This is a genomic window from Pelomonas cellulosilytica (assembly GCF_021353265.1).
In the GTDB taxonomy this organism is placed as follows: domain Bacteria; phylum Pseudomonadota; class Gammaproteobacteria; order Burkholderiales; family Burkholderiaceae_C; genus Pelomonas; species Pelomonas cellulosilytica.
In genome coordinates this window covers 117887-130823 of the sequence record NZ_JAJTWU010000002.1, presented here as the reverse complement: position 1 = coordinate 130823, position 12937 = coordinate 117887, and the positions used below count along the sequence as shown (strand labels likewise).

The window sequence follows — 12937 nt, the reverse complement described above, 5'->3', positions numbered from 1 at the left end:
CCCTTCCGCGCACGACGCCGGCGTCAGCGCTGGACGTCGGCCAGTGACGCGATGGACTGATAGGCCTGCAGGGCGGCGTCAAGGCCTGGACCGCCTTCCAGCAAGGCCTTCTTCAGCGCGCGCTGCGCGTCCTCGGTCAGCTGCTCCTGGTCGGACACCGTGCCGTCCTGGTTGACGTCGGCACTCGCCTGAGCCGCGCCGGTAGCGACCTTGGCGGCGTCCTGCGTAGCCGCCGCCCGGGCGCCCGAGGCGGACACCGTCACAACGGCCGAGGCCGGCTCGCTGCCGGCCCGACGCGCCGGCGCGGGCGCCACAGCCACTTCAGGCGTGGCGGCGTTCGGCGAGGTCGTGATGGGCGTCAGCATGGCGGATCGGAGGTGCTCGTTCCTGCTTGTCGGCCGGATCGCGCCGGACTTGAGCGCTTTTCGCGCGCCGCCTCAGCGGGAACGGGCCTCGGCGCGGATTTCCACCGCCGTGCGCTGCTTGTCCTCACCCTCGACGGTCAGCGTCAGCGGCACGGACTCGCCCACCCGGATGGGCGCCTTCAGCCCCATCAGCATGACGTGATAGCTGCCTGGCTTCAACGCCACGGACTGGCCGGCCGGCAGCGGCAACGCGTCCACGGCGCGCATCCTCATGACACCGCCGTCCATCTTCATCTCGTGAATCTCGACGATGTCGGCCAGCGGCGAGCTGGCCGCCACGACCTTGACCGTCCTGGCGGCCGTCAGCTGCATGAAGGCGCCCGTGGCCTTCTGCGGCGCAACGGTGGCGCGCACCCAGGGATCGTCGACCTTGACGATAGTGCCCTGGGCCGGCGCGGCGGACCAAGCGAACAGGGCCGCCAACAGGACGGCAGCAGGAAGCAGGCGGGGCATGGCAGCGATGGAAGTTCGATCGGTCTTGAACTCTAACCACTGTCCGCCCGCCTTGCCGCCGCCAGGCGCCTCTCTGCCGGCCCAGGCCAGCCGCTACTCCACCGCCTTCAGCATGTCCTCGACGACCTTCTTCGCGTCGCCGAAGACCATCATTGTCTTGTCCATGTAGAACAACTCGTTGTCCAGGCCCGCGTAGCCCGCGGCCATCGAGCGCTTGTTGACGATGACCGTCTTGGCCTTGTGCGCCTCCAGGATGGGCATGCCGTAGATCGGGCTGCCCTTCACGTGCGCGGCGGGGTTCACGACGTCGTTGGCGCCGAGGATGATCGCCACGTCGGCCTGCCCGAACTCGGCGTTGATGTCCTCCATCTCGAAGACCTGGTCGTACGGCACCTCGGCCTCGGCCAGCAGCACGTTCATGTGGCCGGGCATGCGGCCGGCGACGGGATGGATGGCGTACTTGACCGTGACGCCCTTCTCGGTGAGCTTGTGCGCCAGCTCCTTGACCGCGTGCTGGGCCCGCGCCACCGCGAGGCCGTAGCCCGGCACGATGATGACTGTCTCGGCATTGCCCAGCACGAAGGCCGCGTCGTCGGCGCTGCCGCTCTTCACCGTGCGCTGCACCGCGGCACCGGCCGACGCGGTGCCCGCATCTCCACCGAACCCGCCCAGGATGACGTTGAAGAACGAGCGGTTCATCGCCTTGCACATGATGTAGCTCAGGATTGCGCCCGAGCTGCCGACGAGGCTGCCCGCGATGATGAGCATCGGGTTGTTCAGCGAGAAGCCGATGCCCGCCGCCGCCCAGCCCGAGTAGCTGTTGAGCATGCTCACCACCACCGGCATGTCGGCGCCGCCGATGGGGATGATCAGCGTGACGCCCAGCACCAGGCCCAGCGCAACGACGATGCCGAACGCCAGCGCCGACTCCGTGGCGAAGAACATCGCGCAGAACGCCAGCGCCGCCACGCCCAGCAGCAGGTTCAGCAGATGCTGGCCGCCGAAGACCACCGGCGCGCCCTGGAACAACCGGAACTTGGAGCCGCCCGACAACTTGCCCCAGGCGATGACCGAACCGGTGAACGTGACGGCACCGATGAAGGCGCCAAGCGCCAGCTCCAGCCTGTTGCCAGGCGGGATGGGTGCGAGCGTGCGCGGCGCCACGCCGTCGTCCGACGGAATCCCGGCCAGCGCCGCATCCAGCGCCGGCGTGATGCCGAACGCCGCCGGCTCGGCCACAGCCGCGACGGCAATCGCCACCGCCGCCAGGCCGATCATGCTGTGAAAGAAGGCCACCAGCTCCGGCATCTTGGTCATCTCGACCGTCTTCGCCTTCCAGGCGCCGAAGCCGCCACCGACGACGAGCCCCAGCAGCACCCACAGGAGCCCGGCGCCGGAGCCGGCCAGCTTGACGATGAGCGCCGCCGTCGTCAGCACCGCGATGGCCATGCCGGCCATGCCGAAGACGTTGCCGCGGATGGAGGTCGTCGGGTGCGACAGCCCCTTGAGCGACTGGATGAAGCAGACGCTCGCGATGAGGTACAGCAGCGTGACGACGTTCATGCTCATCACGCGCCCTCCTTCCCGGCGGCCGACTTGCGCTCCTTCTTTTTGAACATCTCCAGCATCCGCCGCGTGACGAGGAAGCCGCCGAAGATGTTCACCGCCGCCAGCGCCACTGCCAGCACGCCCATGCCCTTGGCCAGCGGCGTCTCGGTCAGCGCGGCGGCCAGCATCGCGCCGACGATGACGATGGCCGAGATCGCATTCGTTACCGCCATGAGCGGCGTATGCAGCGCGGGCGTCACCGTCCAGACGACGTGGTAGCCCACGTAGATTGCCAGCACAAAAATGATGAGATTGATGATGGTGTGATCAACCAGTTCCATGGTCATGCCCTCGTGACTTGGCCGTCTTGCGTGACGCGGCAGGCCGCGACGATGTCGTCATCCAGCGGCACGTGAAAGGCGCCCTCCTTCGTGAGGACGAGCTTGAGGAAATCCAGCACGTTGCGCGCGTACAAGGCCGACGCATCGGCCGCGACGAGCGCCGGCAGGTTGGTCTCGCCCACGAGCGTCACGCCGTGCTTGATGACAGTCTGTCCGGGCTCGGTCAGCGGGCAGTTGCCCCCGGCGGGCGCGGCGATGTCGACGATGACCGAGCCCGGCTTCATGCTTTTCACCATGTCCTCGGTGACCAGCACCGGTGCCGCGCGGCCCGGAATCAGCGCCGTCGTGATGACGACATCCGCCTGCGCGACACGCTTGGCCACCTCGACCTGCTGCCGCGCCAGCCAGCTCGGCGGCATGGGCTTGGCGTAGCCGCCGACGCCCTCGGCCGCCTCTTTCTCCTCGGCGGTCTCGTAGGGCACGTCGATGAACTTGGCGCCCAAAGACTCGACCTGCTCCTTGACCGACGGCCGCACGTCGCTAGCCTCGATGACCGCGCCCAGCCGCTTGGCCGTCGCGATGGCCTGCAGCCCCGCCACGCCCACGCCCAGCACGACGACGCGCGCGGCCTTCACGGTGCCGGCGGCCGTCATCAGCATCGGGAAGAAGCGCTGGTAGCGGTCCGCCGCGATCATGACGGCCTTGTAGCCAGCGATGTTGGCCTGGCTGGAGAGCACGTCCATGCTCTGCGCGCGGGTCGTGCGCGGCGCGGCTTCGAGCGCGAAGCTTGTGAGCCCCGCGGCGGCCAGCGCGGCCAGGCCGTCGCGGTCGAACGGGTTCAGCATGCCGACGAGAGCTGTGCCGGGTTTCATCAGCGGCAGCTCGTCCGCGGCAGGCGCACGCACCTTCAGTACCAGCTCGGCGCCCAGCGCGGCGGTCGGGTCGACGATCTCGCAGCCCGCGGCCTCGTAGGCTTCGTCCGTGACGCTGGCCGCCAGGCCGGCACCGCGCTCCACGCGCAAGACGTGACCCTGCGCCTTGAGTTTTTTTGCCGTCTCGGGCGTGACGGCCACACGGGTCTCTCCGGCCGCGCGTTCGCGCGGGATGCCGATCTGCATGCGATCTCCTCCGGGACGGGGTGCGTGGCAGCTTACACAATGGCTGCCACCGCCAGTGCGATTTCACAAGGAGTTTTCATGAGCGCCACCGCCCGGTTCCGCCCCAGCGTAACGGTCGCCGCGGTCGTCGAACGCGACGGCCGCTACCTGCTCGTCGAGGAGGAAACGCCCGAAGGCCTGATGCTGAACAACCCCGCCGGCCACCTGGAGCAGGGCGAGACGCCGCTCGAAGCCGTCGTTCGCGAGACGCTGGAGGAAACGGCCCGTGCCTTCACGCCGGAGTCCTTCCTCGGCGTCTACCTCGCGCGCTTCCAGCGCCCCGCACGGGCCGAGGACGTGACCTATGTGCGGCTGGCATTCAGTGGCAGCGTCGGCGAGGCCATCGCCGGCCGGGCACTGGACCGGGGCATCCAGCGCACGCTGTGGATGACCGAAGCCGAACTCGCCGCCTGCGAGGACCGCCACCGCAGCCCGCTGGTGCTGCAGTGCGTGCGCGACCATGCCGCCGGCCGGCGGTTGCCGGTTGACACGGTATTCAGCCATGCGTCGCTGCAGCAGCCTGCGGTGAAGGCATGACGGTGCCCGACTTCATCGAGGTCTACGACGGCGCGCTCAGCGCCGACGCCTGCCGCGCCCTTGTCGAGCGCTTTCAGGCCAGCACGCGCGTGCAGCGCGGCGAAACGGGCAGCGGCGTGGACGTGGCTATGAAGGACAGCTGGGACATCGCGATCAGCCGCCACCCCGAGTGGACGGACGCCTGCGCACAGCTGAACGACGCCGTCATCCAGGGCTTCAAGCATTACTTGCGCCGCTACGCGCACCTGGCGCTGGCGCCGCTGAAGCTGCAGATGCAGCGGCCCGACGGCACGATGGCGCTGCTGGACGCCGACGCCGTCGCCACGCTGGACGACGCGCACCTGATGGGCCTGATCGCCAAGGTGTTTCGCCCCGGCGCAATCAACCTGCAGCGCTACCTGGCCGACCAGGGCGGCTACCCGTACTGGCATTGCGAGCAGTACCCCAAGCTGGACCAGGGCGAGGCCCTGCACCGCGCCGTGCTGTGGACCATCTACCTGAACGACGACTTCGCCAATGGCGAGACGGAGTTCCTGTACCAGGCCCGCAAGATCGCGCCGCGCACCGGCAGCCTGCTCATCGCGCCGGGCGGCTTCACGCACACGCACCGCGGCAACCAGCCGCGCGGCGGCGACAAGTACATCGCGACGAGCTGGGTGCTGTACCAGCGCGCCGAAAGCCTGTTCGCCACCGGCTGAAGGGGGCTTTGGGACAATCACGCCCATGAGTTCCCCCAAGAAACACCGCGTCGTCGTGGGCCTGTCCGGCGGCGTCGATTCGGCCGTCACGGCACACCTGCTCAAGCAGCAAGGCCACGAGGTCGTCGGCATCTTCATGAAGAACTGGGAAGACGATGACGACGACGAGTACTGCTCGTCGCGTCAGGACTTCCTGGACGCCGCCTCGGTGGCCGACGTGCTGGGCATCGAGATCGAGCATGTCAACTTCGCGGCTGAGTACAAGGACCGCGTCTTCGAGAGCTTCCTGCACGAATACCAGGCCGGCCGCACGCCCAACCCCGACGTGCTGTGCAACGCCGAGATCAAGTTCAAGGCCTTCCTGGACCACGCGATGCGCCTGGGCGCAGAGAAGATCGCGACCGGCCATTACGCGCGAGTGCGAGAGGTCGACCGCGGGGCCGCCGCCGGGCCGTCCCAAGGCGACCCGGACGCGGGGGCGCCTGTCTTCCAGCTGCTCAAGGGCCTGGACCCGCTGAAGGACCAGAGCTACTTCCTGCACCGCCTGTCACAGGCGCAGCTGAGCAAGGCCATGTTCCCCGTGGGCCACCTGCCCAAGACCGAGGTGCGCCGCATCGCCGCCGACATTGGGCTGCCCAACGCGAAGAAGAAGGACTCGACCGGCATCTGCTTCATCGGGGAGCGGCCGTTCCGCGAGTTCCTGAACAAATACCTGTCGCACCAGCCCGGCCCCATCCGCGACGAGCGCGGCCGCAAGCTTGGCGAGCACGTGGGCCTGAGCTTCTACACGCTGGGCCAGCGCCAGGGCCTGGGCATCGGTGGCGTGAAGGACAAGGGAGCCCAGGGATCAGCGAGGACGCCTGACCAGGCGCCGAAGGGCGGCGGCCATCACGAGCCCTGGTTCGTGGCTGCCAAGGACCTGGAACGCAACACGCTGATCGTCGTGCAGGGCCACGACCACCCGCTGCTGCAGAGCGCCGCGCTGGTGGCCGACGACCTGAGCTGGATCGCCGGGCCGGCGCCGGCCCCCGGCGAGGCCGCGGCCAAGACGCGCTACCGCCAGGCGGATGCGCCCTGCCAGCTGGGGTTCGATGCCGAACGGCGGCTGACGCTGCGCTTCAGCACACCGCAGTGGGCCGTGACGCCCGGGCAGAGCGCCGTGGTCTACGACGGCGAGGTGTGCCTGGGCGGCGGCGTCATCTCGGCGGCCGTCGCCGCATGACCTCGCTCGACCGCCTGCTCGCGCGGCTGGCCGAGCCGGGGGTCGTGCTGCGGCTGGCGGCGCTGGCCTTTTGCGCGATGGAGCTGGTCAGCGCCGGCGCGGCGTTGCTGGGCGTGCGCACCGAGCCCTACGACGGACTGGCTTCGTGGGCCTGGCGCCAGTCGGGCGGCGACGTCAATGACCGCGGCCTCGTCGCGCTGTGCGTGGCACTGCTGCTGGCCTTCGTCGCACTGATCTTCCTGCTGGCGCGCCAGGGCGGGCAGACGCTGACCGTGAACCGGCGCCTGGCCGGCCTTCTGCTGGTGGACCTGCTGGCTGTCAGCGTGACGCCGGGCCTGCCCTTCCTTGTGACCGCGCTGGCGGCCGTGCTGTTGCCGGCGCGGCTGGCACTGGGATTCGCGGCCGCACAGGTGCTGCTGAACACCGCCCTCTACGCCGCGCCGTCGGCGACCGCCTGGCTCGACCAGTTCGGCCTGCTCACGTCAATGCTGGCATTGCACGGCCTGGCGTTCGGCTTGGGCCGCATGGCCGCGGCCGAGGCCGAGAAGCGCCGCTGGCTGCAGGCCGTGCTGGCGGAGCAGCTGTCGGGCGAGCAGCTGCTGGCCGAGCAGATGCGCTACAGCGAGCGCATGCAGATCGCCCGCGAGCTGCACGACCTGATGGGCCACCACCTGACCGCGTTGAACCTGCAGCTGCAGCTGGGTGGTGCGCTGCTGGCCCGCTCGGATGCCGGTGGCGCCGGCCAGGCGCTGGACCGCGCGCAAGACGTCGCCGCCCAACTGCTGGCCGACGTGCGCGAGGCGGTGTCCCAGCAGCGCAGTTCGCAGCGCATTGACCTGTCGGCAGCGCTGCAGGCGCTGGCCGAGGGCATCGCCAGCTCGCGCATCGAACTGGCGATGGACGATGCGGCACGCGACCTGGGGCCGCGCGCCGCCCACGCGCTGCTGCGCTGCGTGCAGGAGGGTGTGACCAACAGCGTGCGCCACGCCAGTGCGCGGCGCGTGCAGGTGCAGTTGCGCGGCGACGGGGATGAAGTCGCCGTCAGCATCGACGATGATGGGCGGGGTGCGCCGGGCTGGCATGTCGGCAGGGCGGGCAATGGGCTGTCGGGCATGACCGAACGCATGGCCGAACTGGGCGGGCAGATGCGTGTGACTCGCACCAGCCCGGGGTTTCGAATTGAGCTGAGATGTCCACGATGGGTGTGATCAAGATCCTGCTGGTGGAGGACCAGCAACTGGTGCGCGAGGGGCTCAAGGGGCTGCTCGCGCTGCACGACGAACTGCAGGTCGTCGGCGAGGCGAACGACGGCGCTGAGGCGCTGGAATGGCTGGCGAGCGCCGCGCCGGACGCGATGCCCGACATCATCCTGTCCGACATGCGCATGCCGCGGCTGGACGGCATCGGCCTGATCCGCGCGCTGGCCGCCCGCGCGCTGCGACTGCCGGTCGTGCTGCTGACCACCTTCGACGACACGGCCGCCTTCGACGAAGCCGTGCGCGCCGGCGCGCGCGGCTTCCTGCTCAAGGCCATCCGGCCCGAGACGCTGGCCCAGGCGCTGCGCGACGTGCATGCAGGCGGCACCGCTCTGCGTCCGTCGCTGACGACGCGCATGGAGGCCAAGGGCGGCGAGCGCGCCTTCACGGCCGCCGACCAGCCCGACCCGCTGAGCCCCAAGGAACTGCAGGTGCTGCGCCTGGTGGCCAGCGGGCGCAGCAACACCGAGATCGCCAGCCTGCTGGGCAACAGCGAGGGCGTCATCAAGAACCACTGCTCGGCCATCTTCTCGAAGATGGGCGTGCGGGATCGTACGCAGGCGGTGCTGCGCGCCATCGACCTCGGCTGGATATGAGTCGGGCGGCAACGCCTCCCGACGCGCGGCAGTTGCCAAGCGATGGCATCCGGCCCAGGATAGCCGCATGAAGCTGCGTCGCCCCCTGCTCCCCCTCGCGCTCGCCAGCGCCGCCCTCGCCAGCTGCGCGCAAACGCCCATGGCGCCAAAAGCGGCGGAAGCGGCGGAAGCGGAGTCGGTCCGGCTGGGTCGTGAGCTGCGCACCCTCATCGGCGATGCCTCGTGCAACAGCGACGCGCAATGCCGCGTGGTGCCGGTGGGCGCCAAGGCCTGCGGTGGACCGGCGGGTTACTGGGCCTGGTCCACCCAGGGCACGGACGGCGAGGCGTTGAAGGCGCTGGCCGCACGCCAGGCCGCGGCGCACCGGCGCGAGGTGGAGGCCAGCCAACTGCGCTCCAACTGCGCGGTCGTCACCGCACCGGTGGCCGCCTGCGTGGCAGGCCGTTGCCAGGTGGCGCCGCCCGCCGATACCCGACGCGGCGCGCCGTAGCACGCCGCGCCAATCGGCATAGGGGCTCCATCTTAGGAGGCGCCCCTGCCACACCACCGGGCATGCGGGTCCGCACCCGGCGGTTCGAGCGCTTGAGGTCATGAGAGTCTGGGCAGGCCCAGTCGGTCGAACCAGGCGATGGTGAGCACGCGGTTGAGGGCTTTGCCGCTGTTGCGCCACCAGCAGCGGCCGTTCGCCGCCACCTGTCGTGCAAACTGCGGCGCAGTCCCCAGACCGAGTAGTTCCCGGTAGATGGTGGTGCCGCGTTTCCACTGTTTTAGTTGGATGGCTCGCAGCCGGTGGCGCAGCCACTCGTCCAGCTCGCGCCTGCCCGGCGCGCCCTTGTTGGCCTTGACCCGCCTCCACGCCGCTTCTAGGTTCTCTCTCGTCAGCGCAGCCTCCAGCAGGGCACCCGTCCCCACCGTCGACCTTGCCGCCCCTGTGCCCTGGAGTTCCTGGGACGGGCTGCAGGCTTCGTCGCTGACTGGATCACGCCCGGCTTCACCGTGCGCTACACCTGCCCGCCCGGATCGCTCCAGCATCTGACGCATGTCTTTGACATTCCCAGGTCCTGGGTCACTTGCTCTCGTTCGGTCCTTCGCCTCTCGCTGGTGGCCTCGGCGGCCCCGCTACCCGGCTACTAAGAACTCGGCTTGACTTCCCGCTCCGACATGGCCGTCGCCCTTTCAGGCACAAGGCGGGATCTCCTCAGGTAAGACCGCACTCCTTCGCTGCACAGCCGCCGGATTTACACCGCTTCGCGTTGATCACGAGAGCTTTGCGGCTTCTTGCCCGCTCGCCCTGCTCGCCAGTGCCTTCTATCCGGTTCTTGTTCATCGGCTCGCAGCTTCGCTCCACGCTTCCTTCCAACATCCGGTCACCCTCATGCAGTTGCGCTTCGCTTCGTTCGCTGTGATCAACTTACGGCGGGACTTGCACCCGCGAGAAGTGCGCTCATGCTGAGCGCACAAGAAAAGGGCCGCAGCCAGACGGCATGCGGCCCTGACGAGGCCCCGGCAAACGGGGCCGTGCACAGTGGCGGCCTACTGCTTCAAGGTCGCGTCGACCCGCTTGCCGGGCATGTTGCTCGGCACGTTCTGCACCGGCACGCTGCCGTCCGTGGAGACGCGCAGCACGGTGGTCGCCTGCACAACGCCCGAGGCGTCGAGCCACTGCGCGCCGCCGACGGTGCGCTTGCCCGCCGGCACCCCCGACCAAACCAGGCCGACGGTGGCGGAGCCCCCCGCATAGACCTGAGATGGCAGCGCGGTGAGCAGACCTGCGGGGTCGTTGGGCGACACGATCCAGCTCGACAGCCGGTGCTTCATCGGCGCGGTGCCGCCATAGGCCAGCACGCAGACGCGGTAGCTGCCGGCTGCAGGAGAGACGATCTGCACGGCCTCGTCCGAGCCATCGTTGCCGGAGTAGCTCGACGTCGAGGTGGCCATGTTGACAACGATCATGTCGTGGTCGTCATCAGCGCTGCCCACGTCGGCCTGGCGCAAGGCCCAGCGCGCGACGATGACACCGGCCGGCAGCGCAAAGTCGTACTTGGCGATGGAGGCGTAGTTCGTCGTGCTGCGGCAGCGCGTGGCCAGCGTCGAGGAACTCGTGGCCAACGGCGACAGGCTGGTCTCCACGCCCATCGTCACGTCCTTCAGCCCACCCTTGATCGCGCCCATGCGACCCGAGAACCCGGTACGCACGGTGAACAGCTTGCTGCCGAAAGTCTTGGTGTCGGTGAACTCCACCGGCGCCGAGATGGCCTTGCCGGCGCGCGCCTGGATCGGCGAACGAACGGCGTGCACACCATCGTTCCAGACGAGCTGGCCGAACTGCCAGACGCCTTCGGCGGCGCCCGCTGGCGTCAGCGACACGGTGAAGGTCTTCGTCTCACCAGGCGCCAGCGTCAGCGACGTGGGCGACACGCTGGTGGTGAAGCCCGGCGGCGACTTGACGGCGGCGCTGTAGGTCGCCGAGGAGGCGCCGACATTGGTGACACTGCGCTGCACCACGACCGAGCCGGTGACCGAGCCCACGGTGATCGACGGCAGGTTTAGGTTGTAGGTCTCGTCGAGCGTGCCGATGGTCGTGCAGTCGCTGGCCGGCTGCACGGCCGCCTTGTTGACCTTGCACTGGTACTTGACCCAGTCATTCTTGCCGGCGTTGTAGACCAGGCCCGGGTCGGCCGCCTTCTGCGGGTCGACGTGGCCGGCACCCTGGGCCCAGGGCAGCAAGCCGTTCTGCGGCGAAGGCAGCCCGTCGTCCAGCGTCGAGTAGGTCGTCGTCATCAACGCCGACTTGATGGCACCGGGGCCCCAGGTCGGGTTGGCCTGCTTCAGCAGCAGCGCCAGGCCAGCCACATGCGGGCTGGACATGGAGGTGCCGTTGTAGCTGTCCCAGGCCGGCGGCGGCACCAGCGTGCCGGCGGCGATCTGCGCCTTCTGCGTCTCGTCCTGCGCCGGCGTCACCTGGGCAATGATGTCCACGCCCGGCGCGGTCAGGTCGGGCTTGAGTACGTTGCCGTCACCGGCGTTCGGGCCGCGCGAGGAGAAGTCGGCCATGATCGGCGCCGGCTTGCTGCCCAGCACCGCCGGGTTGATGACGCCCTTGGGGCTGCCGGTGCTGGCCACGTAATTCTTGATGGCGGCGCCATCGGTATTGCTGACCTGCACGGTCGGCACCGACTGGAAGTCGCTGTCGAGCGTCTGGCCGGCCGACGCGTTCACGAGGATCATGCCCTTGCCGCCGGCATTGCGGACGGCATCGCCCTTGTCGACGCGGGCATTGGTGCCGCGCGTGCAGACCACCAGCTTGCCGGCCACCTTGGCCGGGTCCAGCAGCACCTGCCCGGCAGGCGGTGACGCGCTGAAGCACAGGCTGGCATTGCCGCCACCGATACCGGCGTTCTCGGCCAGGATCATGTCGGTGCTGGGCAGGCCGTTCTTGGTGGTGGAGCCGCCGGTGTAGGTGACGCCACCCACCGTAGCGCTACCGGAGAAGGCGCGGTCGTGCGTGGACGCGGCGACGGTCGTCAGCCAGGGGCTGATGTGGGCGACCGCCTGGCCAGGACCGTCGTTGCCGGCCGACGCGGCGACGAAGACACCCGCCAGCGAGGCGCGGTAGAAGGCCTGCTCGACGGGGTCGTTGACGGAGGTCTGCGAGCCGCTGATGGAGTAGTTGATGACGTTGACACCATCAGCGACCGCGGCGTCGATGGCGGCCACCGAGTCGGACGTGTAGCAGCTGTTCTTGCTGCCGGTGCCGTCGGTGGCATCCGGCTTCACGTAGGTCCAGCAGACCTTGTAGGCCGCGATGCGCGCGCGGGGCGCCATGCCGGACGCGATGCCGACGACGGTGCCGTTGATGACGACCGGCACATTGCTGTTGCCGGCAGCAGTGGACGCGGTGTGGTCCCCGTGGCCGCCATGACCCGTGGCGCCGGACAACGAGTCACGGCCGGAGTCGGCGAAGTCGGTCCAGTGCAACGTTTCCTTGCTGGCCTTGAAGCCCGTGTTGTAGTACTTGATGCCGACGAGCTTGTTGTTGCAATGCTTGGCCGGGTTGATGCCGGCGCTCGCCACGCAGGCACCGCTGAAAGTGGCCGGCACGGGGCCATAGGCCAGCGCGTCGCCGGGGTTGTTGCTGGGCGTGCCGTCCGGCTTGACCCGGTCGAAGAAGGCCGGGTTCTCGGGCCAGATGCCGCCGTCGATGACGCCGATGACGAGGTTTTCACCCTTCAGCGCCGCGCCGCCCGCGGTGCGCGACCACAGGCCACCCGGCTCGCTGAGCTTGAGGAAGCGGGAGGTGGAAATGGTGTCGAGCTTGCGGGGCTGGTCCAGCCACAGGCCGGCGACCAATGAGTTGCTGGCCAGCGCGCGAGCTTCGTCGTCGGTGAGGCTCGCGGCGAAACCGTTGAACACCACCTTGTAGGTGGCCAGAACCGGCGCGCTGCCCACGACCGCCAGCACCTTGCTTTGTTGCTGACCGAGGTAGTTGATGTAGGACTGCACGGCAGGTGCGCCGTACTTGAACGTCTGGCCGGCCGCGGGCTGCGTGGCGGTGAGGCCGGCTACGGTCCCGGTGTAGGAGGCAGCGGGCTCGTCCTTGAGTTGGACGATGTAGGTCTTGCGGTCCTGGGCGAAGGCGCCGGTGGCGAGGCCAGAAGCAAGGATCAGGGTGGCCAGGGCCGCGGGCGTGAGTTTCATCTTCAT

Annotated in this window: 12 protein-coding genes and 1 pseudogene; 6 read left to right on the top strand and 7 right to left on the bottom strand. The window is 69.1% G+C overall.

Annotation, left to right across the window (positions count from 1 at the left end; all coding sequences use genetic code 11):
- Window positions 1-23 precede the first annotated feature (23 nt).
- From LXT13_RS04550 to LXT13_RS04530, 5 genes are all read right to left on the bottom strand, one after another.
- Complete coding sequence (locus tag LXT13_RS04550) at window positions 24-365, bottom strand: hypothetical protein (protein WP_233370432.1); 342 nt, start codon at window positions 363-365, stop codon at window positions 24-26.
- Window positions 366-437: 72 nt separating this feature from the next.
- The gene (locus LXT13_RS04545; RefSeq protein WP_233370431.1) at window positions 438-878 is read right to left on the bottom strand and encodes a copper chaperone PCu(A)C; all 441 of its coding nucleotides are present in this window, start codon (window positions 876-878) and stop codon (window positions 438-440) included.
- Between the two features lie 93 nt (window positions 879-971).
- A complete protein-coding gene (locus LXT13_RS04540; RefSeq protein WP_233370430.1) occupies window positions 972-2447 on the bottom strand; it encodes an NAD(P)(+) transhydrogenase (Re/Si-specific) subunit beta in 1476 nt (491 codons plus the stop codon).
- Entirely contained in the window at window positions 2447-2767 is a 321-nt protein-coding gene (locus LXT13_RS04535; protein ID WP_233370429.1) for an NAD(P) transhydrogenase subunit alpha part 2, read from the bottom strand. Before LXT13_RS04535 ends, LXT13_RS04540 begins: the two co-directional genes overlap by 1 nt.
- Window positions 2768-2769: 2 nt before the next feature.
- Entirely contained in the window at window positions 2770-3885 is a 1116-nt protein-coding gene (locus LXT13_RS04530; protein WP_233370428.1) for a Re/Si-specific NAD(P)(+) transhydrogenase subunit alpha, read from the bottom strand.
- A 78-nt stretch (window positions 3886-3963) separates the two neighbouring features.
- On the opposite strand from LXT13_RS04530, the gene LXT13_RS04525 reads away from it, so the two are divergent.
- The 6 genes from LXT13_RS04525 (at window position 3964) to LXT13_RS04500 (ending at window position 8723) form a co-directional block, all read left to right on the top strand.
- Window positions 3964-4461, top strand: coding sequence for an NUDIX hydrolase (locus tag LXT13_RS04525; RefSeq protein WP_233370427.1), 498 nt, complete (start codon window positions 3964-3966; stop codon window positions 4459-4461).
- Window positions 4458-5159 (top strand): 2OG-Fe(II) oxygenase, encoded by a 702-nt coding sequence (locus LXT13_RS04520; RefSeq protein WP_233370426.1) that lies wholly within the window; start codon window positions 4458-4460, stop codon window positions 5157-5159. The genes LXT13_RS04525 and LXT13_RS04520 overlap by 4 nt, the downstream gene beginning before the upstream one ends.
- Before the next feature lie 25 nt (window positions 5160-5184).
- Window positions 5185-6381 (top strand): tRNA 2-thiouridine(34) synthase MnmA, encoded by a 1197-nt coding sequence (gene mnmA, locus LXT13_RS04515; protein WP_233370425.1) that lies wholly within the window; start codon window positions 5185-5187, stop codon window positions 6379-6381.
- Entirely contained in the window at window positions 6378-7589 is a 1212-nt protein-coding gene (locus LXT13_RS04510) for a sensor histidine kinase (protein WP_233370424.1), read from the top strand. Before mnmA ends, LXT13_RS04510 begins: the two co-directional genes overlap by 4 nt.
- Complete coding sequence (locus LXT13_RS04505; protein ID WP_233370423.1) at window positions 7580-8233, top strand: response regulator; 654 nt, start codon at window positions 7580-7582, stop codon at window positions 8231-8233. Before LXT13_RS04510 ends, LXT13_RS04505 begins: the two co-directional genes overlap by 10 nt.
- Before the next feature lie 67 nt (window positions 8234-8300).
- Window positions 8301-8723: a hypothetical protein gene (locus LXT13_RS04500; protein ID WP_233370422.1), complete on the top strand. Its 423-nt coding sequence runs from the start codon at window positions 8301-8303 to the stop codon at window positions 8721-8723.
- A gap of 98 nt (window positions 8724-8821) precedes the next feature.
- Here the strand turns inward: LXT13_RS04500 and LXT13_RS04495 are convergent.
- Both LXT13_RS04495 and LXT13_RS04490 read right to left on the bottom strand, forming a co-directional pair.
- Window positions 8822-9046: pseudogene (locus tag LXT13_RS04495) on the bottom strand (group II intron reverse transcriptase/maturase); the annotation flags it as partial.
- A 720-nt stretch (window positions 9047-9766) separates the two neighbouring features.
- The gene (locus LXT13_RS04490) at window positions 9767-12937 is read right to left on the bottom strand and encodes a S8 family serine peptidase (protein ID WP_233370421.1); all 3171 of its coding nucleotides are present in this window, start codon (window positions 12935-12937) and stop codon (window positions 9767-9769) included.

Coding starts and splice junctions, on each gene's coding strand:
- LXT13_RS04550 (WP_233370432.1), bottom strand. CDS start 365: ATGCTGACGCCCATCACGACCTCGCCGAACGCCGCCACGCCTGAAGTG.
- LXT13_RS04545 (WP_233370431.1), bottom strand. CDS start 878: ATGCCCCGCCTGCTTCCTGCTGCCGTCCTGTTGGCGGCCCTGTTCGCT.
- LXT13_RS04540 (WP_233370430.1), bottom strand. CDS start 2,447: ATGAGCATGAACGTCGTCACGCTGCTGTACCTCATCGCGAGCGTCTGC.
- LXT13_RS04535 (WP_233370429.1), bottom strand. CDS start 2,767: ATGGAACTGGTTGATCACACCATCATCAATCTCATCATTTTTGTGCTG.
- LXT13_RS04530 (WP_233370428.1), bottom strand. CDS start 3,885: ATGCAGATCGGCATCCCGCGCGAACGCGCGGCCGGAGAGACCCGTGTG.
- LXT13_RS04525 (WP_233370427.1), top strand. CDS start 3,964: ATGAGCGCCACCGCCCGGTTCCGCCCCAGCGTAACGGTCGCCGCGGTC.
- LXT13_RS04520 (WP_233370426.1), top strand. CDS start 4,458: ATGACGGTGCCCGACTTCATCGAGGTCTACGACGGCGCGCTCAGCGCC.
- mnmA (WP_233370425.1), top strand. CDS start 5,185: ATGAGTTCCCCCAAGAAACACCGCGTCGTCGTGGGCCTGTCCGGCGGC.
- LXT13_RS04510 (WP_233370424.1), top strand. CDS start 6,378: ATGACCTCGCTCGACCGCCTGCTCGCGCGGCTGGCCGAGCCGGGGGTC.
- LXT13_RS04505 (WP_233370423.1), top strand. CDS start 7,580: ATGGGTGTGATCAAGATCCTGCTGGTGGAGGACCAGCAACTGGTGCGC.
- LXT13_RS04500 (WP_233370422.1), top strand. CDS start 8,301: ATGAAGCTGCGTCGCCCCCTGCTCCCCCTCGCGCTCGCCAGCGCCGCC.
- LXT13_RS04490 (WP_233370421.1), bottom strand. CDS start 12,937: ATGAAGATGAAACTCACGCCCGCGGCCCTGGCCACCCTGATCCTTGCT.